Genomic DNA, 20,438 nt, shown 5'->3' on the forward strand with positions numbered 1-20,438 from the left:
GAGCGATCCCCGGCCCTTCTTCGTTGGCGGCGCGCGATTGGCTTTCGTCCCATCTGGTTCTAGGCGGACCCACAATGAACGACCCGACCACCATCCGGCGCCTCTATGGCCGGCGCCAGGGACACAAATTGCGACAGGGCCAGAGTGCTCTGGTCGAGGAACTGTTGCCCGACGTCGAGGTACCGGCGAGCGGCCCGCTCGACGCTCGCGCGCTATTCGGCGACGATCGCCCGTTGGAACTCGAAATCGGCTTCGGCGCCGGCGAGCATCTCGCGGGCCAGGCGGCGGCGCGCCCCGACCACGGCTTTATCGGCTGCGAACCGTTCCTCAACGGCGTGGTCGGCGCGCTCGGCCACATCCGCGATCAGGGGCTGAAGAACGTCCGGCTGCACATGGGTGACGCGCTCGACGTCGCCGAGCGGCTACCCGATGCCAGTCTCGATCGCGTCTATCTCCTCCACCCCGATCCGTGGCCCAAGGCACGGCATGCCAAGCGCCGGATGGTCAATGACGGTCCGCTCGACCTGATCGCCGCCAAGCTCAAACCCGGCTGCCAATTCCGGCTGGGCACCGACGATCCGACCTATTGCCGCTGGGCGATGATGGTGATGAACCGGCGTCGCGACTTCGTCTGGACCGCGCAAACGCCGCGCGATTTCCTGACTCGTCCGGACGATTGGCCCGAGACGCGGTACGAACGCAAGGCGCGGCGACAAGGACATGAGGTGTGGTATTTCACCTATACTCGAGTGTGAATGTCCGTAAGTTGCTGTTTTATAAAACATAAAAGGCCAAGCCGCACCTTGATCGGCTGGCGGGACGATCAGCCAGATCGGTCGAATCTGATGCGTCTCGTTCAAGCTCGCGCCGCGGAGGGGTCGTGGTCCTCGAAACGAGCATCGGACACCTCCGGCGATTGGCATGCTAGTCGCTCGCTTCGAAGCGCGTGTCCGCGTCGAATATGCTATTTTGAGGCAGACCCGACGCTGAAAGGCGCATCGGAACGGATCCGTTCCAGATGCTCGCCTTCATCGACGAGACGTGGATCAAGACCGGCACGGTCGGATCGGAGACCGGGCGGAAATATGGTGGCGCGATGACGAGGTCCGATGAAATCGAACTCAAGCTGGTACTGAATCGAGAGGACGCCCGCCTTCTCGAAACCTCCCGCCTGCTGACGGGAGATCGGACAACGCAGCGTCAGCGGTCGATCTATTTCGACACGCCCGATCACAGGCTGGCGAGGGCCGGACTGACCTTGCGGATCCGCCGCGCCGGCGGCCGGCGAATCCAGACGGTCAAGGCGCGGGATGCCGGGTCGGCCGGGCTGTTCGTGCGGCCGGAATGGGAACGCGCGGTTCCGGACGACAGACCGGTGATCGACGACACCACGCCGCTCCGGGCGCTTCTCGATAAATCGGTCGCCGATCTCGCCCCGCTATTCGAGATCCATGTCGAACGGCGCGCCTGGAGCATCCGTGAGGACGCGGCGATCATCGACATGGTCATCGACCGCGGAATGGCCGTGACGGCAGACCGCCAATCGCCGTTTTGCGAGATGGAGCTGGAGTTGAAAGGTGGCGACGCCACGGCGCTGTTCGCGTTCGCCCGCAAGCTCGATGCCGCCATTCCGGTAAGGCTCGGCACCCTCACCAAGGCGGAGCGCGGATACGCCCTTATTGATGCCGCGGTGACAGCGTTCAAAGCAGAGCCGGTCGTGCTGGATCACGACATGACGACCGCGGACGCATTCCAGCACGTCGTCCGCAATTGCCTGCGTCAGTTCCGGCAGAATGAGGACCTGCTTCTTGCGGGAGGTTCGCCGGAGGCCATACACCAGGCGCGCGTGGCGCTCCGACGGCTGCGCTCCGCATTCTCGGTTTTCGCGGCGATCGTCGACGACGATGTCAGCGGGAGGCTGCGCGACGAGGTGCGCTGGCTGGCCACGGAGCTCGGCGACGCTCGCAATTTGGACGTTCTGTCCGAACGCGCGTTGCCGGCCGTCATACGCGATCGGCTCGAAACAGCGCGTCGGGCGGCCTATGCCCGGGTGGACGAGGTCCTCGCGTCCCCACGCTCGCGCAGGCTGATGCTCGACCTGGCGCAATGGATCGAGAGCGGCGCATGGTTGGCCGCGGTCGATACCCGCGAGGTTCGTCGCCAGCCAGCGAGGGAGCTTGCCGGCGCGGTGCTCGATCGTTTCCGTCGCAAGGTGAAGAAGGACGGCCGCCATGTGGCCGAGGTGGATGACCAGGCGCGCCACAAGGTCCGCAGGGACGCCAAGAAGCTACGCTACGCGGCAGATTTCTTCGCTTCGCTGTTCGAGGGCAAGCACGCGCGGCGGCGACATACGCGGTTCGTCGTGACACTGGAGGCGCTGCAGGACCAACTCGGCGCGCTCAACGACCTGGCGACGGCACCCCATCTGCTATCCAGGCTTGGGCTGATGGATGAACGGGACGCGACAACCCTGTTCGATCCCGACAGTAAGCAGGCACTGCTCGATACGGCGGAAGAGGCGTATCACGCCTTCGTCGACGCCAAACGTTTTTGGCGGTGAGCGGAATCTCAGTAAGACTTCTCGGCTTGCGCCCTCCCTTGGGGGCCCCGCACTGCTAAGTCGACATAGCGCCCATATCGAGCACGATCCGACCTTCGATTTCTCCACGGTGCATCCTGGCAAAGACGTCGTTGATATTCTCGAGTTTCTCGGTCGCCACCGTCGCGTGCACCTTTCCCCGTGCTGCGAAATCCAGCGCTTCCTGGAGATCGAGGCGCGTGCCGACGATCGACCCGCGCACAGTGACCCCGTTGAGCACGGTATCGAAGATCGAAAGCGGGAAGTCGCCCGGCGGCAGGCCATTGAGCGATACCGTGCCGCCCCGGCGCACCATGCCCATCGCTTGCTGGAACGCCTTGGGTGAAACCGCGGTGACGAGCACACCCTGCGCCCCGCCGATCTCCTTGCGGATGAAGGCCGCGGGATCCGAATGGAGCGCATTGACCGCAAGGTCCGCGCCAAGCGCGCGAGCAAGATCGAGCTTGGCATCGTCTATGTCGACCGCGACCACGTTGAGGCCCATCGCCTTGGCGTATTGAACCGCCATATGGCCTAGTCCCCCGATTCCGGAGATCGCGACCCAATCGCCGGGCTTGGTGTCGGTGACCTTGAGCCCCTTGTAGACGGTCACCCCGGCGCACAGCACGGGCGCGATGTCGATGAAGCCGACGTTCGAAGGCAGGTGGCCGACATAATTCGGATCGGCGATCACATATTCCGCGAAGCTGCCATTGACCGAATAGCCGGTGTTCTGCTGGCTCTCGCACAACGTCTCCCAACCACCCAGGCAGTGCACGCAATGCCCGCACGCCGTGTAGAGCCACGGCACTCCGACACGATCGCCCTCCTTCACATGATCGACGCCGGCGCCCACCGCGACGACATGGCCCACGCCTTCATGGCCAGGGATGAAGGGCGGCTTGGGCTTGACCGGCCAATCGCCTTCGGCGGCGTGGAGGTCGGTATGGCAGACGCCGGTAGCGGCGATCTTCACCATAATCTGGCCCGGCCCCACCTGGGGAACCGCGACTTCCTCGATGACGAGCGGCTTGCCGAACTCACGGACGACGGCCGCCTTCATGGTCTTCTGCATGATACGATTCCTTCCCCGCGTCTCAGAACGCGGCGTCGATGTTGACGATGCCGATCAGCTTGCGATTGACGAATTCCTTTGTCCCGAGCCCGAGCAGTTCGCGGCCATCGCCGGATCGGCGGACGCCGCCGAACGGCAGATCGGCCTCCACCATGGTCGGGCGATTGACGAACATCATGCCTCGGTCCTTTTCTTGGCACTGCAAACGGCAGCTGCCCCGGAGGGAAAGGAGGTGGTCTTTTGCCCCCATTCGAGGGGCCCTTGAATTGTGGGAAATACGGAGACGCTGGCCGCTCCGTGGCATCCCCGATCCCCGCCGATATCCTATGGCCTGAGCGCGAGTCCGCCGGCCCTTCAGGGTTCGCGGACATAGCTGCCGGGCGCGGGCTCGAGCGGCGGATAACCCTTGTCCGCCGCCCCCATCGGCGGGAGCGCCACCGGCGCCCCCGAATGCGCGCCGAGCCACTCGGCCCATTCGGGCCACCACGACCCCTCGTGCGGTACGGCACGGCGCTCCCAGTTGTCGGGATCGAGATACGCCCCCTCGGCGGGCCGCGTCAGCACGCGATAGCGCCGATTGGGATAGGCTGGCGGCGAGACGACGCCGGCGTTGTGCCCGCCGTTGGTGAGGAGGAAAGTCAGTTCGCTGTCAGTCAGCAGATGGAGCTTGTACACCGAATGCCAGGGCGCGACGTGGTCAGTCTCGGTACCCACCGCGAAGATCGGCAGGTGGATATCCGACAGGCTCACCGGTCGCCCGTCCACCGGAAAACGCCCCTCGGCAAGATCGTCGTTCAGGAATAGCCGCCTGAGATATTCGCTGTGCATCGCCTGGGGCAGCCGCGTGCCGTCCGCGTTCCAGGCCATCAGGTCGTTCATCGGCGGCCGCTCGCCCATCAGATATTCGCTGACGAGCCGCGACCAGATCAGATCGTTCGAGCGGAGCAGCTCGAAAGTGCCGGCCATCTGCCGACTGTCCAGATAGCCCTGGACCCACATCATCTCGTCGAGAAATTCGAGTTCGGAGGAATCGATGAACAGGCCCAGCTCGCCCGGCTCGCTGAATTCGGTCTGCGCGGCGAACAACGTCATGCTCGCCAGCCGGTCGTCGCCGTCACGCGCCATCGCCGCGGCAACGATCGCGAGCAATGTGCCGCCCAGGCAATAGCCGACGCCGTGCACCTTGGACGCGCCGGTGATCGCCTGTACCGCATCGAGCGCCGCCATCGGCCCCAACCGCCGGTAATCCTCCATGTCCCTGTCGCGCAGCGATGCGTCTGGGTTGCGCCAGGAGATCATGAAAACGGTGTACCCCTGCTCGACCAGCCAACGGACCAGCGAGTTCTCCGGCGAAAGGTCGAGAATATAGTATTTCATGATCCAGGCCGGCACGATCAGCACTGGCTCGGGCCGTACCTTGCGCGTCGTCGGCGCATATTGGATCAGCTCGATCAACTCGTTGCGCCACACCACCTGCCCCGCCGTGACCGCCACCTGCTCGCCGGGTTTGAATGCTTCGGCGGCAACCGGCGGACTGTGGCGGATCCTGCGCTCCACGTCCTCGCGCAGCAGCTGCATACCCTCGATCAGGCAGGCGCCGCCGGTTTCAAGGACGCGCCGCTGCACCACCGGATTGGTGAGGATCGAATTTGACGGCGCGAGCATGTCGAGAATCTGCCGCCCGACGAAATTGACCACCCGCTCGTGGTGCGGGTCCATGCCACGCACGTCCCGCGTCGCAGCGTCCCACCATTGCTGGATCAGCAGGAAGCTCTGCTGCCACAGCGCGTAGGGCAAATCCCTCCAGGCCGGATCGTCCCAGCGATGGTCCTGCGGCAAGGGCGTGATCACCGGCGCGGGTACCGTCCAGGGCTGATTGGCGGCAGCGAAGTGCATGAGGCGAAGCGCCTTGCGCCATGCCTTCATCGCCATGTGCATCTGCTTGCCTGGCGCGAGTGCGAGATGGCTCGCCCAGTCGAAATACGCCCCGGCAAGCGCGGCGGGCGAAATGCCGTTGGTCCATTGCGCGAGCTGCGCAACCGTAAACCGGTCAACCAGCGCGGCGGTCTGGTCGAATGGGTCGGGCAGCTGTTCGGTCGGGGACGATAGCGAAGTCATGGGCCGGTCTAGGCACGCAAAGACGGCCTCCGGAATACGTGTTGCCCACAGGGTCGCCGACCGCACAAGTTTCCGCATGACGGCGCATCGCCAACCATCGAACGTCGTGGTCGCCCGCAGGATGAGTTCGGCGAATTCCAGTCTGCGCCCAGTCTAGGACGCGAGCGGTAGCGAGACAGTATTCACGGCGGTCGATGGGCAAGGTTTTCGACCGAAACAACCGGACCGAGGCCTTCAAGAGCGCGCGGCACGCCATAGTCTGCGACGACGGGCTTCAGCTTCCTCGCCGATCCAGCGCAATTTGCTCGTCGCATTCCGCCCGCGAGAGAACAAATGCCGAGGGACGCCGCCAGCGTTTACGCTTCGAAAGCGACCGGCCCGACGTCCATCCCAGCGAGCTTCAGGCTGGTCCGATTGGCCACCTCACGCACGCGCTGCAGTTGCTGGGCAGCATAGGCCGCGCTCATGTTCGGAACGACGGATTCGATCATCACATGCTCGGACTGCTTCATGCAGAAGCCGCGCCACAAATAGACGTCGAAGATCTCGCGTAGCGAGAGGGGTTGGCCCTGTTCGTTGAGCCAGGAAAGCGGTGCGCCCGACGTGCTGAACGACAGCAACGGCTTACCGGCCAGTCCGGGGCGCCCGGCCTGGGACGCGAATTCGTGAAACGAATAGTTCGCGCCCAAAACTCGATCGACATATCCTTTGAGAATGGCGGGCGGCAGGCCGAACCAGATCGGATAGACGAGGACCAGAATGTCCGCGGCGTTCACCAGATCAAGTTCGGGGGCGACATCGGGTGAAGCGGTCCAGTGATCGCTCCCGGGCCGCTCCTGCGCTTGGAGCACAGGATCGAATTTCATGGCATAGAGGTCGCGGACGACGACGTCCTGACCGAGCCCTCGCACAGTGTCGACATAGGCGTTCACGATCGCGTGACCGAAACTGTCGGCCGACGGGTTGGCGTGGACGAGAAGGTGCTGGAGCCGCACCGCTTTTCCGGCTTCCGGCGTCGCATCGGCGGAGTCTTCCATGGCTCACTCCGTTCGAAGAATTGGTCGCGTGTATATCGCCCCGGAGCGTCTCGATCGCCTATGCGAGAATGTACGTATTCGGCCGTCGCCATTCTCGATGCCATCGACGCAGCGACGCTTTGGATCGCTCCTAATTGTCCGGATCTGGTGCCGGCTGCTCGATCGGCGCGCTGTCCGGGGTATCGGACGGATCTGGGGGACAGACAAATTCGGGCGCTCCACGCACCGGTTGTTCGGATGGGCTGGCGATGCCGGGCGCCTCGACCGGCGCATGCGGATCGATCTTGTCCGGTTCAGGGGCCAGAGGTTTGCGCGACATTTCGAAAAGTCTCCCGAATTCACAAGAGCAAATCGAATGCATCGCCCCGCCTCAGACGCCTATTGGGGGTTCTACGGAGAAGCATTTCTCAGAGCGGTTTCGAGCAGCGTGAAATCGCCGGCATCTATTCAGCCAACTGCGCTTGATCGGATGCCAGCAAGGGAGCGAGACCCGCTGCGACAAAAGGCGCGAACCGGTCCATCGCCTCGTGGTCACGGGCGGTAAACCTGCGGGGCTCATGGAAATGCGTTGAGATGACGCCCAGAAACCTCCCCGAATGATCACGTAGCGGCGTCGATTGCACCGCCCGGAAGCCGGTTTCGCGGGCGATCGGCAAGTGGCGGACGAAGGAAGCGTCGTTGTCGACGTCTTCAATGACCACACGCTCGCCGATCGCGAGGCAGCGACCGCAAGCGGATTCTTCGTCGCTGATCACGACGGCGAAATAATCGAGGAACGGCTTTCGGAAGTTTCGCTGCGCAACCATTATCAAGGCGTTGGTCGACTGATCATAGATCTGCAGGTTGCCAAACTGCGCGTGAAGCAATTCGATCGCATCGTCCACGGCCTTTTGGGCGAAGAGACGCAGCGCGTCATTTTGACGCACCAATTCATGCGCCGACGCGTTCTCCAGAGCGAGCAGTTCTGTTTCGGCTTCATCCAGGAGACCCCGCAGCAGCGCGGGGTCGTTCCCGGGCGTGCCCGCAATCAGCAAGCTCCGGAGCCGTCTTACGTTATTCCTGAGGGCGAAGCGCCACATATCCCGAGACTCCCGGCGTCTCTGCGGCAACTCTACTCCTGATTCGCGCGCCACGCGAATCGGCTTTCCCGAGCCGCAACGTCGATGACGAATGTCCAGCGCAGCATGCTAGCCGCGGTCCGGCGCAGTGCACCATCCGTTGGCCCCGTAGATTCCCGTATGCCGCTCGTCGGCGTATCTACCTAACCTTGCCATCCCAAGACCAATGATCGTCGATTTCTATCGGGAGGCTCCATATGGTACCCAGACGCGCGCTTCCGCGTCCGACGTTCGACTATCCGGTCGACGCGTCGACAACAGCTGTCGTCCTCGATGGTTCGCGATCACCGTTCCGTAGTTCGCGGGGGCGGGTCGCGCTGATCGGCAACTTTCTGCCGAGGCTATGCGGCCTCGCCACCTTCACTACGCACGTTCAGCGCGCGCTTGTCACGTCGCGCGCCGCCACCTCGGTCGACGTCTATGCCATGACCGATCCTGGCCGTCGCTATGACTTTCCCCCCGACGTCGTGATGTCGATCGATCAGGAGGTTCGCAGCGACTATCGCGTCGCCGCCCGGCAGATCGAGGAGAGCGGCGCCGATCTCGTCTGGGTGCAGCACGAATACGGCATCTACGGCGGGCCGGCCGGCGAATACCTGCTCGATCTTCTCGATACGCTGTCGACACCCGTCATCGCTACGCTGCACACCGTATTGGAATCGCCCAATGCTGATCAACGCCGGGTGCTGGAACACCTCGCGCGACGCGCATCGCTGCTGGTCGTGATGGCGGATCATGCGCGCGCCCTGCTGTAGCGCGTCTATGGCGTACCGGCGTCGAAGATCGCGGTGATCGAGCATGGCGTGCCCGACCGCGCCTATGTAGCGCCCTCGGCGGCGCGCCAACGGTTCGGCGTCCCGGACCACAAGACGATCATGACCTTCGGGTTGCTGTCGCCCGGCAAGGGGATCGAGACGATGATCCGGGCGATGCCGGCGATAATCGACCGCTGCCCCGAAGCGATGTACCGCATCGTCGGCGCCACCCATCCCCATCTCGTGGCGCAAGAAGGCGAGCGATATCGCGAATCGCTCCAGAATCTCGCGCGCGACCTCGGAGTAGACGCGCACCTACAGTGGGAGAACCGCTTTCTCGACGAAGCGGATCTGCTGGACCGACTGGCCTTGGCCGACGTCTACGTGACGCCCTACCGCAATCCGGAGCAGATCACGTCGGGCACGCTTTCCTACGCGGCCGCGCTCGGCAAGCCGATCGTCGCGACTCCTTATGTCCACGCAACCGAATTGCTCGCCGACGGGCGCGGTATCCTGGTCGCGTTCGACGACGCGGACGCGATGGCGCAAGCGGTGGGTGGGCTGCTCGAGGACGATCAATTGCGCGAGCGGATGGCGGCACGCATTCACGCACATGGCCGCACGCTCACCTGGAGCCGGATGGTGGTGCGGACGCTGGATCAATTCGACAGAATCGACGCCGAAGCAGAGTCGGCGGGGCTCCCGGTCTTCGAAGACGCCAGGATCGCAGCGGCATAACCGCGCCCCTGACACCTGCCCCTTTTTTCCGGAAAACTACGCATCGCCCGTCGCGCTTTCCTTCCGCAAAAGGACAGGAAGGAGGACGTCGCCATGCCAAGCGCCGACTGGTCTTCGGACCATCCAACGCCGTCGTCGATCGTCCGGTACGCCACGCTTGTCCATTTCATCGCTGCGAGCGGTTTCCTGATATCGGCTGCGGCCGCCGTGTTCGTCTATTCGAGCCCGGGCCTGTATGCGGCACTGTTTAACGAGACGGGCCTGACTTCGGCGGGTTGGGTCGTCACGGTAATGCCTTTGGCAATCGTCCTGCTCTTCGCGCCGGCGGTCCCGCGGCTCTCGGTCGGCGCGGCCTGGGCAGTATTCGCCGGCTTCTCCGCCGCAATAGGCTTGTCGCTGTCGAGCATATTCGCCGCCTACGCCGCCGCCAGCGTCGACATCATGTTCCTCGCCAGCGCGTGCGCCTACACCGTGCTGGCCATCGTCGGATGGCGCGCACGCTGCGACCTCTCCGCCATGGCGAAATTCATGATCGCGACCCTTTTCGGGCTGATCGTGGCGACCTTCGCCAATCTGTTCCTGAGGTCGAACCCCGCCGACTTCGTACTTGCCTGTCTGGGCGTCCCGATTTTCGCCGCGCTGGCAGCGGCGGACACGCAGCGCATCAGGCGGCTCTATGAGACCAGCCCGCACGGCTCGCCCGAAAGAATGGCGATCTTCGGGGCGTTGACGCTCTACCTCGATCTCCTCAATCTCTTTCTCTCGCCGTTGAGGATTGGCGGGAAACGGCGCGGCGATTGAGCCACAGTCGACTTTGGTCACTTAGCGGGCGTTGGCGCCACGCCCTTGATGAGCTCGAAGGCCAGCAGCAATACCCCTCCGGTCGCCGCAACGAGCGCCAGTTCCGGCCAGCGGAGCGGCGCGAAGCCGAGAGCGTGCTGGAGTGGCGACAGGCCGAGGATCAGGGCACTCGCGCCGACGACCGCCGCCAGAACGTAGCGGAACGTCACGTTGTGGCGGATCAGGGCATGGCTGATCGCCATGCTGTAGGAGCGGTGCGCCAGCACCAGGGCAAGGACGGAAGCCACCAGCGCGAAGAACAGGAGCGTGCGCAACTCGCCCGGCGGTAGCCCCAGCCGGTGACCGGCGATCGCGATCGATGCCAGGACGACAAAGGCTAAGCCGCCCTGGAGAACGGCCCGTCCTACCAGCGCGACGGTGAACAGTCGCTCGCCGGGCGATCGCGGCGGGCGTTGCATGAGGTTCCGCTCCTCGCGTTCCGCCTCGAAGACCAAAGCGCATACCGGATCGATGATCATTTCGAGCAAGGCGATCTGAATCGGCCCCAACAGGATCGGCAGATCGAGCACAAGGGGAAGCACGGCGAGCCCCGCAATCGGCACGTGCACGCCGAAGATGAACCCCATCGCCTTGCGGATATTGTCGTAGATGCGACGGCCGAGCCGGATGGCGGATACGATGGCGCCGAAATCGTCGTCGACCAGGACGAGCGAGGCTGCCTCGCGCGCGACGTCGGTGCCGCGCTTGCCCATGGAGATGCCGATATGCGCCGACTTGAGTGCAGGCGCATCGTTCACGCCATCACCGGTCATCGCGACCACCTCCCCGGCGGCCTTCAACGCGGCGACGATCCGCAATTTCTGCTCGGGCATGGTGCGCGCGAAGATCGTGACGGTCGCGATGCGCTGCGCCAGCTGCCCGTCCGTCATCGCCTCGAGCATGTCGCCGGTCAGCGTATCGCCCTCGGCGAAACCGGCGTCGGCCGCGATCGCCTGCGCCGTGGCCGCATAGTCGCCGGTGATCATCACAACGCGGATTCCCGCCGAGCGGCATTGCGCGACCGCGTCCCTGACCTCGGGACGCAGCGGGTCGGACAGCCCGACCAGGCCGGTAAACACGAAGTCATGCTCGAGATGCTCGCTGGTTGCCTTGTCCGGTGCTACCTGCGCCGAGGCGACGCCCAGGACGCGCATGCCGCGGGACGCCATCGCCGCCGCCGCCGCGTCGAGCTTGTCGCGGGTGGCAGCGTCCAGCCGGCACAGTCTGGCGATCGCCTCGGGCGCTCCCTTGGCGGCCGCGACCAGGGGCTCGCCCTCGCTTCCCGGCTGCCACACGTTGGACATGGCCAGCAATTCGGGGCGCAGTTCGTTGGAATGGACCAGGTCCCATCCGGAGACGGCGGGCCCGGCCAATTGATCGGCCGCCCGATGCACCGCAATCTCCATGGGGTCCGCCGGCACGGGCGCGCTGGCGAGCGCGCCTCCTCTCAGCAAGGCTTGGAAGCGGTCGCTTGGGCCATTCTGGCCGACATCCTCGAGCGCGCCGTCGGGCAGCCAAAGTGCCGCGACGGTCATGCGGTTCTGGGTCAGGGTGCCGGTCTTGTCGGTGCACAACACCGTCGCGGCGCCCAACGTGTCGATGGCGGAGGCACGGCGCGTCAGCACGCCGACCTGCGCAATCCGCCAAGCGCCCATGGCAAGGAACACGGTCAGCACGACCGGGAATTCCTCCGGCAGGAGCGACATGCCGATAGCGATTCCGGCGAGCAACGCCTCCAGCCAGCCGCCGCGGAAAAGCCCGAAGAGCAGGACGACCAGCGCCGCGACGCCGAGCCCGCCGACCGCACAGATACGCACGATGCGGCCGGTTTCCGCCTGCAGACGAGGCGCCTCCACTTCCAAAGCGGCCAGCGACCGGCCGATCTGGCCGATGCGGCTGCGCGCGCCGGTCGCGAACACCTGCGCCAGCCCGCCGCCCCGGGTCACGATCGAGCCCGCATAGAGTTGCGGCCGGTCGTCGCCCCCCGGCGCGGCATCCCGGGTCTCGTCCGCCCCGGCCTCGCGCTTGCGTACCGGCACCGCCTCCCCGGTCAGGAGCGATTCATCGCACTCCAGGTTGCGGGCTTCGAAAAGCATGGCGTCGGCAGCGATCCGATCCCCCTGCTCGACGACGAGCATGTCGCCTTCCACGACCTCGCGGCCCGGAATGCGCACGGCCAGGCCGTCGCGCATCACCAGCGCACGCGGAGCGGCCAGATCCTTGAGAGCCGCCAGCGCGTTTTCGGTGCGGACTTCCTGCACGATGGTGACCACGATCGAGAAGCCGGCGAAGAAGATCAGGATGATCGCCTCGCCGGTCTCGCCCAGCAGCAGATAGGTCACGCCTGCGGCCAGCAGCATCGCCAGCATCGGCTCGCGTAGAACCTGCCAGGCGATCTGCAGCGCGGTGCGCTTTTTCTGGCGAGGCAGTTCGTTGGGCCCGTCTCGCATGAGGCGGGCACGCGCCTCCACTCCCGACAGGCCGGTCAGCGCGCCCGGGGCCGGCAATTCCGGCCCGGCATTGTTAGGTGCTCTCGTTTCCATATCCGAGCCTGATAAGGGCGGCATTACCCTTGCTTCGGCCGCGCCTCCCGGATTCCGCAGGTCGACTGGTTGCGCCGCTTGTCCGCTCATCATGCCCGCCGACCCGGCCACTTCGCCGGTCACCGGCGCGGCACTAACGGCAAAGGACCAGAGGCAGCGTGCTGCCGGACAGCATGCGGCGCGTGACTCCGCCGAACAATTCCGCCGTTCGTCCATGCGTATAGGCGCCCATGACGACATAATCGGCGCCAAAGCGTCCACATTCGTCAAGGATCAGGCCATCGACCTGGCGTCGGCCGCGATCGGCCATTCGGACATCGGCGACAATGCCGTGCCGCCCCAGATAGGCGACGGCAGCATCCGGCCCCTCCGGATCGGCATTATCGCTCGCAACGAATATCTCGACCGCCGAGGCCAGTTTCAACAGCGGCACGGCCGCGCGCATCGCCGCGGCGCTCGCATGCCGACCGTCCCAGGCTACCAGCGCTCTGCCGGTAGCAAAGCCCGTGGCCTCGTCGGGCATGGCGACGATCGGAACGTGCAGGTGCATGAGGACATTGGCGGTCACTTCGCGCATGTCCGGATAGGCGGCGGTATCGAGCTGACGATTGAGCACGACCAGATCGGCCAATGCTGCAGCGTCGATCACCGACGAGGCCAGACCGCCCGTGCAATCCTGCCAGCTCCAGGCGACGCCTTGCCGTGCCAACCACGCTTGTACGACGTCCCGGTTGCGGTGCTCGCGCTTGCTTTCCTCTTCCAGCAGCATGACGCCGGCGGCATATTCGGTGCCGAATGTCAGCGGCATCTTGGTCACGTCCAGGCAACTCAGATGCGCATCGAGCGCGCGGGCGAGGTCCACCGCCGCCCGTAGCCGGGCATCCTGGCCGGCGTCGTGGTGGATCAGCAACAGGATGTCCTTCATAACGGCTTCCTCCGACCATCCTCGACTACCCTCGACCCGCCGATCCCAAGCGAAAATGCGTAAATGCCCGTAGCGCACGGAACGTACCCCTCCGCTGGCGGTGCGGACGCTTCCGACTAGCCCGGAGTCCGGAACATTACGGACTGACAGCCAGGCCATCGGACATCACGGTACGGCAATGACCGCACAGCATTCTCGCCCTGGACAATATGCGCAGGACAGCCTGACAAGCGAGTTGCGCCGCCACGCGGAACCGTTGCCGTCGCCCGCCGACCCCACCGCTTTCGGGGCCATGTTCGACCGCTTCGGCGACGCTCGCGTGGTGCTCTTGGGCGAAGCCACGCACGGCACGTCCGAATTCTATCGCGCCCGCGCCGCGATCTCCCGGCATCTGATCGAACATCACGGTTTTTCGATCGTCGCGGTCGAGGCCGACTGGCCCGATGCGGCGCGGATCGACGATTATGTTCGCCATCAGGCACCCCGGCCCCGTCGCGGCGACGTGTTTGCCCGGTTCCCCACCTGGATGTGGCGCAATATCGAGGTTCTGGAGTTCGCCGACTGGCTGCGACGCCACAATGCCGATCGCGACGCGCGCGACCGCGTGTCGTTCCGCGGGCTCGATATCTATTCGCTCAGCGAGTCGATCCACGCGGTGCTCGGCTATCTCGATCGCGTCGATCCCGCCGGCGCGGCGGAAGCGCGGCGCCGCTACGGCTGCCTGACTCCATGGCAGGACGAGCCGGGCGACTATGGGCGCGCCGCGCTGACGGCCGGACGCAGCAATTGCGAGCAACAGGCGGTGGCACAATTGCGCGAGATGCTCGATCGCCGGCTCGATTATATCGCGCGCGATGGCGAGGATTGGTTCGACGCCACCCAGAATGCCCGCATCGTTCGCGCGGCGGAACGTTATTACCGGGCAATGTATCGCAGCTCGATCGAGAGCTGGAACCTGCGCGACCGGCACATGTACGCGACGCTGCAGTCGCTGCTCGCGCATCACGGCGACGGCACCAAGGCGATCATCTGGGCGCATAACAGCCATATCGGCAACGCCGCGGCGACCGCGATGGGTTGGCAGGGCGAATTCAACATCGGCGAATTGTGCCGAATGGCGCATGGCGACGAGGCGGTGCTGATCGGCTTCGGCACCGATATCGGAACGGTCGCGGCGGCCAGCGAGTGGGGCGGCGACATGGAGATCAAGACCGTTCGTCCCGCGCGCCCGGACAGTTTCGAACACGCCTTCCGCGAAGTGGGCCTGGAGCGCTTCCTCGCCGACTGGCGGGGCGGCGGCAAGGACGCGCTGGTCGCCGCGCTGAGCGAGCCGCGGCTGGAGCGCGCGATCGGCGTCGTCTACCGCCCGGAATCCGAACGGCTGAGCCATTATTTCGAGGCGGTGATGGCGGAACAGTTCGACGCCTTCGTCTGGTTCGAACGCACCAATGCCGTCACGCCGCTCGGGCTCGAACATGCTCGCGGCGCGCCCGAAACCTGGCCGTTCGGATTATAACCGTGACCACCATCGATCCGCCCGCCGATATCGTCGTTGAGCCAGAGGGCCTCGCCGGGTCGCTCGGGGTTCCGGCCGATGCGCGCGGCCTCGTCATCTTCGCGCATGGCAGCGGCAGCGGCCGGTTCAGTCCGCGCAACATGTATGTCGCCGAGCGCCTGCGCCGCGCCGGGTTGGCGACATTGCTCCTCGATCTGCTGACCCCGGAAGAGGAAACCGATCGCCGGAATGTCTTCGACATACCATTGCTCGCATCGCGCTTGTCGGCGGCAGCGACCTGGGCGGAGAGCATCCGGACGACGCGCGACCTGCCGTTGGGCTTCTTCGGTGCGAGCACCGGCGCGGGGGCGGCACTGCTTGCGGCGTCCACGGCCGGTCCGCGCCTGCGCGCCGTCGTGTCGCGCGGCGGCAGGCCCGATCTCGCCGGTGCTCCCGCTCTGGCTCGTGTCCGGGCGCCGACCCTGCTGGTCGTGGGGGGGCGCGACGTACCGGTGATCGAACTCAACGAAGCGGCGATGCGTCATCTGCATTGTCCGCGCGAGCTCGTGATCGTTCCCGGCGCGCACCATCTGTTCGAGGAGCCCGGCGCGCTGGATGTGGTCGTCGGCTACGCCACGCGCTGGTTCCTGCGCCATTTTGACAATGAGGATGCTTCCCATGGCTCCCGAATTCCATGATCGCCGCGAGGCCGGCCGCCGGCTCGCGACGGCGCTCGCTCATCTCAAGTCCAGCCACCCGCTGATCCTCGCTTTGCCCCGCGGCGGCGTGCCGGTGGCGTTCGAGATCGCCCGTGCGCTGAATGCCGAGCTCGATCTGCTGATGGTGCGCAAGCTGGGGGCACCGGGCTATCCGGAAGTCGGCATCGGCGCGGTCGTCGACGGCGCGGCGGGGCGCCTGGTTCTCAACGACGCCGTCATCGAACAGGTGCGCCCCAGCCCCGATTATGTGCGCGCGGAGGTGCATCGCCAGCTCGAGGAGATCGAGCGGCGCCGACACGCCTATCTGGGCGACGATACGCCCATCCCGATCGTGGGTCGCACGGTCATCATCGTCGATGACGGCATTGCGACGGGCGGTACCATCCGCGCGGCGATCGAGGGCGTCCGGGCGGCGCAACCGGCACGCCTGATCCTGGCGGTGCCGTTGGCCCCTGCCGAGGCTCTGAAGATGCTCGAGGGCGAATGCGACCAGATCGTCTGTCTCGCCACGCCCGAGCCGTTCTTCGCGGTCGGCGCTCATTACGAGGTCTTCGACCAGACCGCCGATGAGGAAGTGGTCAGCTTGCTGCGAGAGGCGCGAAAGGCCCTCCTGCCCCAATAACGACGGACCCTAGCCCATCGCCACCACGCGTCCGTCGAGCATCCGGATGCAAGTGTCGGCACTGGCAGCGATCGAACTGTCATGCGTGACGCAGATGACGGCTCGCGCCTGCTCACGGGCGAGCTGGTGCAGCGTTGCCAGCACCCGTTCCGAATTGACGCTGTCGAGGCTGCCGGTGGGTTCGTCGGCCAGGATAACGGCGGGATCGTTGGCGAGCGCACGGGCGATCGCGACGCGCTGGCGTTCACCGCCCGAAAGCTGGCCGGGCAGGCGATCGACCTTTTCACCCAGCGCAAGATCACCGAGCAGCGACATCGCACGCTCGCGGACCGCGGCATTTCCCAGCCGGCCGAGCCGCCGCATCGGCAGCATCACGTTTTCGAGCGCGGTCAGTTCGGGCAGCAGGAAATGGAATTGGAAGACGAAACCGAACCGCTCCAGCCGAATGCGCGCGCGGGCGTCGCCGCCCAAGCCGGTCACGTCCTGCCCGTCGACCAGCAATTGCCCTTGGGTCGGGCGATCGAGCAGGCCGAGCAGGTAGAGCAGCGACGATTTTCCGCACCCCGACGGTCCGATGATCGACGTGAAGCTGCCGGCCATGATCGAAAAGCTCGCGTCGGCGACCAGCAGCACCGGCGGCTCGAGCGCCAGCGTCCGGCCCAGGCCCCGCGCTTCGACGACGGCGGTCATGCCGCGCTGCGCAGGATATCGACCGGGTCTACCCGCGACGCCTTGCGCGCGGGCAACCAGGCGGCCACGACGGCCGAGAGCAACGACGCCGCCGCCGCGACGGCATATTGCCGGGCGGAGCGATCGAGCGGCAGCGTCTGATCCTCCCCGGCGATCGGAAAGCGCAGGCTGCCCAAAATGGCCATCAATCCGTATCCAAGCATCCAGCCGAGCACGACGCCGATCAAGGCAAGCGCCACGCCCTCGATGACGAAGACAAGCTGGAGGTCGCCTTCCGAAAAGCCGATCGACCGCAGGATCGCGATGTCGCGAACCTTGTCGGCGACGCTGGTCGAGACGACCGTGTAGATGCCGAAACTCGCGACCAGCAGGATCGCCGAGACGACCGAATACATGATGACGTTGCGCGTCACGAGCAGCGACAGGAAATCGGCCGAGCGCTCCTGCCAGCTTTCCGCCTTGTACCCGAAACGCTTTTCGAGCCGGCCGGCGACCTCCTGCGACTGATAGGGGTCGACGAGTTTCACGCCGATGCGGTTGACGACGAAGGGGCGCCCGAGCACCGATTGCGCCTCGCGCAGCAGGACATAGCCCGATGCGGAGCTGAGCTGCCCCCTTCCCTTCTTGAACAGCCCGACGATCCGCAGCGTCCGCGCGCCGCCGGCCGTCGTCGCACCGACGACGTCGCCGACCTGCAACCCCATCCGCTGCGCCAGGTCCTCGCCCACGATCAGACCGCCGGGCACCGTCTGGAGGTCGCGCAGCCGCCCCACGCGCAAATTATCCTCAACCGTGCTCACCTTGCTCTCGATATCGGGCTCGACGCCGATCAGCGCGATCGCTTCCTCGCGTCCGCCCAGCCTGAGCGTCAGCCCACCCGTCAGGCTGGGCGACCCGATCGCGCCGGGAACCTCGTCCACCGCGCGCAATATCTCCTGCCAGTCCTTGAGCCCGCGGGCCTCGGTTCGCGCCTTCTGATGGCGGATGGCGATCGCCCCGCCGGTATAGGCCACCGCACCCGGCTGTGGCGGCGGACTGCGCAATTCGTCCGAGATGATGATGTGCGGCGCGGCATCGATCAGCGTACGGATAAAGTCCGCCTGGCTGCCGATCATCATCGCGGAAACGGCGAGGAAGAAGCCGACGCCGACCGCGACGCCGCTGACCGCGACCAATGTCTGCCGGCGCCGCATCGCGACTTGCTTGGCCGCCAGCCCCGCCAGCAGGCCGAGGCGCCCGCTCATCGTGCCTTGGCCGGGCCGGCCGGCTTGACCCGAACGCCGGGGGCGAGGTCGGCGGTCGGGTTGAGAATGACCATTTCCCCCGGCTTCAGGCCGGTGCTCACTTCGGTCAGTTCGCTGCCGGCAATGCCGACCCGAACCGGCTGGCGCACGGCGCGCCCGTCGACGATCTTCCAGACCGCACCGTCGCTGACGGCATTATTGGGCACCAGCACGGCGTTCGCCTTCTGCTGGACCACGATGTTCACTTCGAGACTGAGGCCGATCGGCAGGCCGGAACGATCGTCGGGGACGATCCGCACGCGGAACGCGCGCTGGGTCGGGTCGCCGCCGGGCGTCAGTTCGACCAGCCGGGCGGGGATGACCCTGCCGGGCCAGGCGTCGCTTTTCAGCAATGCCTGCTGCCCGACCCGCAATTGCGGCACGTCGCGTTCGTCGACCGTCGCCGTTACCCAAAGATCCCGGACATTGCCGATCTGCAGCAGCGCCCTGCTCGGCGTAGCGAGGTCGCCAGGTTGGACGTCGCGCTTCAGCACCACACCGTCGATGCCCGCGCGCACCACCATCTGGTCGAGCCGTGCCCGCGCCGCCGCTTCGCCGGCCCGAGCCCCGGTGGCGGTCGCCACCGCTTCGTCGCGTGCCGCACGGGCAACCCATCCCTGGCCATAAAGCGTGAGCGCGCGCCGTTCATCCAGCGTCGCGCGCACTCGCACGGCCGCGGCCTGGTCCAGCAACATGCGCTGCTCGCGATCGTCCAGCAGCAGGAGCGGCTGGCCGCGGCGGACGCTGTCGCCCTCCTCCACCAGCACGTCGCGGACGGGCGCAGTGGTCCGTGCGACCACGCTGACCGGTCGCCGCGGCTCGACATAGCCGGTGGCATAGACCAGCTCGACCGCGGGGCCGAGGCGCGCCGCGACAACCTCGACTCCGCGCGGCACCGAGCGAAACCAGCCATAGGCCGCGGCCCCGAGGCCAAGGATCGCCAGCAGGATCAACGAGGTACGGGGCGGTTTCACCCCGTCGACGCTAAGACCCGCCGTTCGCCAAGGCTTTAAGGGATTCTCCGCATTCATCTCTGTTTCGCGCGGTCGCCGCAGCGCGAACCGGAGGACGGCTACGTATCATCCCCGATAGGCCCGGGGGCCTGGCGCGTCCTATCCCGATCATGCTCGACAAAGGGAGAAGGACCGATGGCACCTGCCACATCGGAGACATCGCTGTCCGGTGCCGCCGAAGAATTGTGGCTCAGCTGCCACGACCTGTGGATGCTACCGGTCGAATGGTGGACCGCCTGGTGGAATGCCTGGGCAGTGCCGATCGCGCCCTATCTGGCGCGCCGGCACCTCGCCCATCGGTTTGACGTGCCCGCCCTGATCGAATGCGCCGGGGAACAGGACCTCTTCGCCTGAGCATATCGCAACCGGAGACCCCTCATGAACGACATTGCCAAGACCCCCGCCCGCCAAGCCGCCGCCGCGCCCCTGCTCGACACGGCGCCCATGAACTGGCTGCGCACCGAGATCGATCGACTGTTCGACGATTTCGGGCAACCTGCGCGCAGCATTTTCAATTTCGGCGCGCGCGCAGCGCCGGTGCCCGCGCTGGAGCTCAGCGACACCGGCACCGCTTATCGTCTGACCGCCGAATTGCCTGGCATGACCGACAACGACGTAACGGTCGAGCTCGCCGATGGCGTGCTGACGGTCGCGGGCGAGAAGAGCGAGGACAAGCAAACCAACGAGGGCGGATGCCTGATCAGCGAGCGCCACTATGGCGCGTTCAGCCGCGTGGTCACGCTGCCTCAGGACGCCGATCCCGACGCGATCAGCGCGACGTTCGAACATGGTCTGCTGACCGTGACGATCGACAAGGACAAGAAGGCGGCGCCGCAAAAGCGGAAGATCGAGATCAAGGGCTAAGCCGGCTTTTTATCGGCGGCTCGCG

At 65.8% G+C, this 20,438-nt stretch carries 21 protein-coding genes; 10 read left to right on the plus strand and 11 right to left on the minus strand.

The annotated features are described in order from the left end of the window. The first annotated feature begins 74 nt into the window (after positions 1-74). Together trmB and SMA01S_RS01600 are read left to right on the plus strand one after the other, a co-directional pair. Entirely contained in the window at positions 75-755 is a 681-nt protein-coding gene (gene trmB / locus SMA01S_RS01595; protein ID WP_066816545.1) for a tRNA (guanosine(46)-N7)-methyltransferase TrmB, read from the plus strand. A 263-nt stretch (positions 756-1,018) separates the two neighbouring features. After that, on the plus strand, positions 1,019-2,560 hold the full coding sequence (locus SMA01S_RS01600) for a CYTH and CHAD domain-containing protein (RefSeq protein ID WP_245649104.1): 1,542 nt from the start codon (positions 1,019-1,021) through the stop codon (positions 2,558-2,560). Positions 2,561-2,615: 55 nt separating this feature from the next. On the opposite strand, the gene adhP is transcribed toward SMA01S_RS01600, so the two are convergent. From adhP to SMA01S_RS01625, 6 genes are all read right to left on the minus strand, one after another. Beyond that, on the minus strand, positions 2,616-3,653 hold the full coding sequence (gene adhP / locus SMA01S_RS01605) for an alcohol dehydrogenase AdhP (RefSeq protein ID WP_066816547.1): 1,038 nt from the start codon (positions 3,651-3,653) through the stop codon (positions 2,616-2,618). A gap of 22 nt (positions 3,654-3,675) precedes the next feature. Further along, positions 3,676-3,831, minus strand: coding sequence for a hypothetical protein (locus tag SMA01S_RS24015; RefSeq protein WP_245649105.1), 156 nt, complete (start codon positions 3,829-3,831; stop codon positions 3,676-3,678). 176 nt (positions 3,832-4,007) lie between these two features. Next, positions 4,008-5,771 carry a PHA/PHB synthase family protein gene (locus SMA01S_RS01610; RefSeq protein WP_084249965.1) on the minus strand — a complete coding sequence of 588 codons (1,764 nt, stop codon included), beginning with the start codon at positions 5,769-5,771 and terminating at the stop codon, positions 4,008-4,010. Between the two features lie 356 nt (positions 5,772-6,127). Next, on the minus strand, positions 6,128-6,808 hold the full coding sequence (locus tag SMA01S_RS01615; RefSeq protein WP_066816549.1) for an NAD(P)H-dependent oxidoreductase: 681 nt from the start codon (positions 6,806-6,808) through the stop codon (positions 6,128-6,130). Between the two features lie 130 nt (positions 6,809-6,938). Next, positions 6,939-7,127 carry a hypothetical protein gene (locus tag SMA01S_RS01620; protein ID WP_066816551.1) on the minus strand — a complete coding sequence of 63 codons (189 nt, stop codon included), beginning with the start codon at positions 7,125-7,127 and terminating at the stop codon, positions 6,939-6,941. Between the two features lie 124 nt (positions 7,128-7,251). Further along, complete coding sequence (locus SMA01S_RS01625) at positions 7,252-7,842, minus strand: GAF domain-containing protein (protein ID WP_066816553.1); 591 nt, start codon at positions 7,840-7,842, stop codon at positions 7,252-7,254. A 281-nt stretch (positions 7,843-8,123) separates the two neighbouring features. Between SMA01S_RS01625 and SMA01S_RS01630 the strand changes: the two genes are divergently transcribed. From SMA01S_RS01630 to SMA01S_RS01640, 3 genes are all read left to right on the plus strand, one after another. Next, the gene (locus SMA01S_RS01630) at positions 8,124-8,681 is read left to right on the plus strand and encodes a glycosyltransferase family protein (protein WP_066816554.1); all 558 of its coding nucleotides are present in this window, start codon (positions 8,124-8,126) and stop codon (positions 8,679-8,681) included. 33 nt (positions 8,682-8,714) lie between these two features. After that, complete coding sequence (locus SMA01S_RS01635) at positions 8,715-9,419, plus strand: glycosyltransferase (RefSeq protein ID WP_066816555.1); 705 nt, start codon at positions 8,715-8,717, stop codon at positions 9,417-9,419. 93 nt (positions 9,420-9,512) lie between these two features. Beyond that, a complete protein-coding gene (locus SMA01S_RS01640) occupies positions 9,513-10,220 on the plus strand; it encodes a Bax inhibitor-1/YccA family protein (protein ID WP_066816556.1) in 708 nt (235 codons plus the stop codon). Between the two features lie 17 nt (positions 10,221-10,237). Here the strand turns inward: SMA01S_RS01640 and SMA01S_RS01645 are convergent, their stop codons facing one another. Next, positions 10,238-12,802 (minus strand): cation-translocating P-type ATPase, encoded by a 2,565-nt coding sequence (locus SMA01S_RS01645; RefSeq protein ID WP_066816857.1) that lies wholly within the window; start codon positions 12,800-12,802, stop codon positions 10,238-10,240. A gap of 133 nt (positions 12,803-12,935) precedes the next feature. After that, positions 12,936-13,727, minus strand: coding sequence for a universal stress protein (locus SMA01S_RS01650; RefSeq protein ID WP_066816560.1), 792 nt, complete (start codon positions 13,725-13,727; stop codon positions 12,936-12,938). 178 nt (positions 13,728-13,905) lie between these two features. Here SMA01S_RS01650 and SMA01S_RS01655 point away from each other — a divergent pair, with 178 nt between their 5' ends. From SMA01S_RS01655 to SMA01S_RS01665, 3 genes are read left to right on the plus strand one after another with little or no spacing between them, the layout of a single operon-like run. After that, entirely contained in the window at positions 13,906-15,243 is a 1,338-nt protein-coding gene (locus SMA01S_RS01655; RefSeq protein WP_066816561.1) for an erythromycin esterase family protein, read from the plus strand. Between the two features lie 2 nt (positions 15,244-15,245). After that, positions 15,246-15,920, plus strand: a complete 675-nt coding sequence (locus SMA01S_RS01660) for a dienelactone hydrolase family protein (protein ID WP_245649106.1) — start codon at positions 15,246-15,248, stop codon at positions 15,918-15,920. Beyond that, a complete protein-coding gene (locus tag SMA01S_RS01665) occupies positions 15,901-16,563 on the plus strand; it encodes a phosphoribosyltransferase (protein ID WP_218016794.1) in 663 nt (220 codons plus the stop codon). Before SMA01S_RS01660 ends, SMA01S_RS01665 begins: the two co-directional genes overlap by 20 nt. Positions 16,564-16,572: 9 nt before the next feature. Here the strand turns inward: SMA01S_RS01665 and SMA01S_RS01670 are convergent, their stop codons facing one another. From SMA01S_RS01670 to SMA01S_RS01680, 3 genes are read right to left on the minus strand one after another with little or no spacing between them, the layout of a single operon-like run. Then, positions 16,573-17,253 (minus strand): ABC transporter ATP-binding protein, encoded by a 681-nt coding sequence (locus tag SMA01S_RS01670; protein WP_066816565.1) that lies wholly within the window; start codon positions 17,251-17,253, stop codon positions 16,573-16,575. Next, positions 17,250-18,497 carry an ABC transporter permease gene (locus SMA01S_RS01675; protein WP_066816567.1) on the minus strand — a complete coding sequence of 416 codons (1,248 nt, stop codon included), beginning with the start codon at positions 18,495-18,497 and terminating at the stop codon, positions 17,250-17,252. Before SMA01S_RS01675 ends, SMA01S_RS01670 begins: the two co-directional genes overlap by 4 nt. Continuing rightward, on the minus strand, positions 18,494-19,510 hold the full coding sequence (locus SMA01S_RS01680; protein ID WP_066816859.1) for an efflux RND transporter periplasmic adaptor subunit: 1,017 nt from the start codon (positions 19,508-19,510) through the stop codon (positions 18,494-18,496). The genes SMA01S_RS01675 and SMA01S_RS01680 overlap by 4 nt, the downstream gene beginning before the upstream one ends. A 174-nt stretch (positions 19,511-19,684) precedes the next feature. Between SMA01S_RS01680 and SMA01S_RS01685 the strand changes: the two genes are divergently transcribed. Beyond that, the gene (locus SMA01S_RS01685; RefSeq protein ID WP_066816569.1) at positions 19,685-19,903 is read left to right on the plus strand and encodes a hypothetical protein; all 219 of its coding nucleotides are present in this window, start codon (positions 19,685-19,687) and stop codon (positions 19,901-19,903) included. 24 nt (positions 19,904-19,927) lie between these two features. Continuing rightward, positions 19,928-20,413 carry an Hsp20/alpha crystallin family protein gene (locus SMA01S_RS01690; protein ID WP_245649107.1) on the plus strand — a complete coding sequence of 162 codons (486 nt, stop codon included), beginning with the start codon at positions 19,928-19,930 and terminating at the stop codon, positions 20,411-20,413. Positions 20,414-20,438: the final 25 nt, after the last annotated feature.

Origin of the sequence: Sphingomonas mali NBRC 15500 (genome assembly GCF_001598415.1) — a bacterium.
GTDB classification, from domain to species: Bacteria; Pseudomonadota; Alphaproteobacteria; order Sphingomonadales; family Sphingomonadaceae; genus Sphingomonas; species Sphingomonas mali.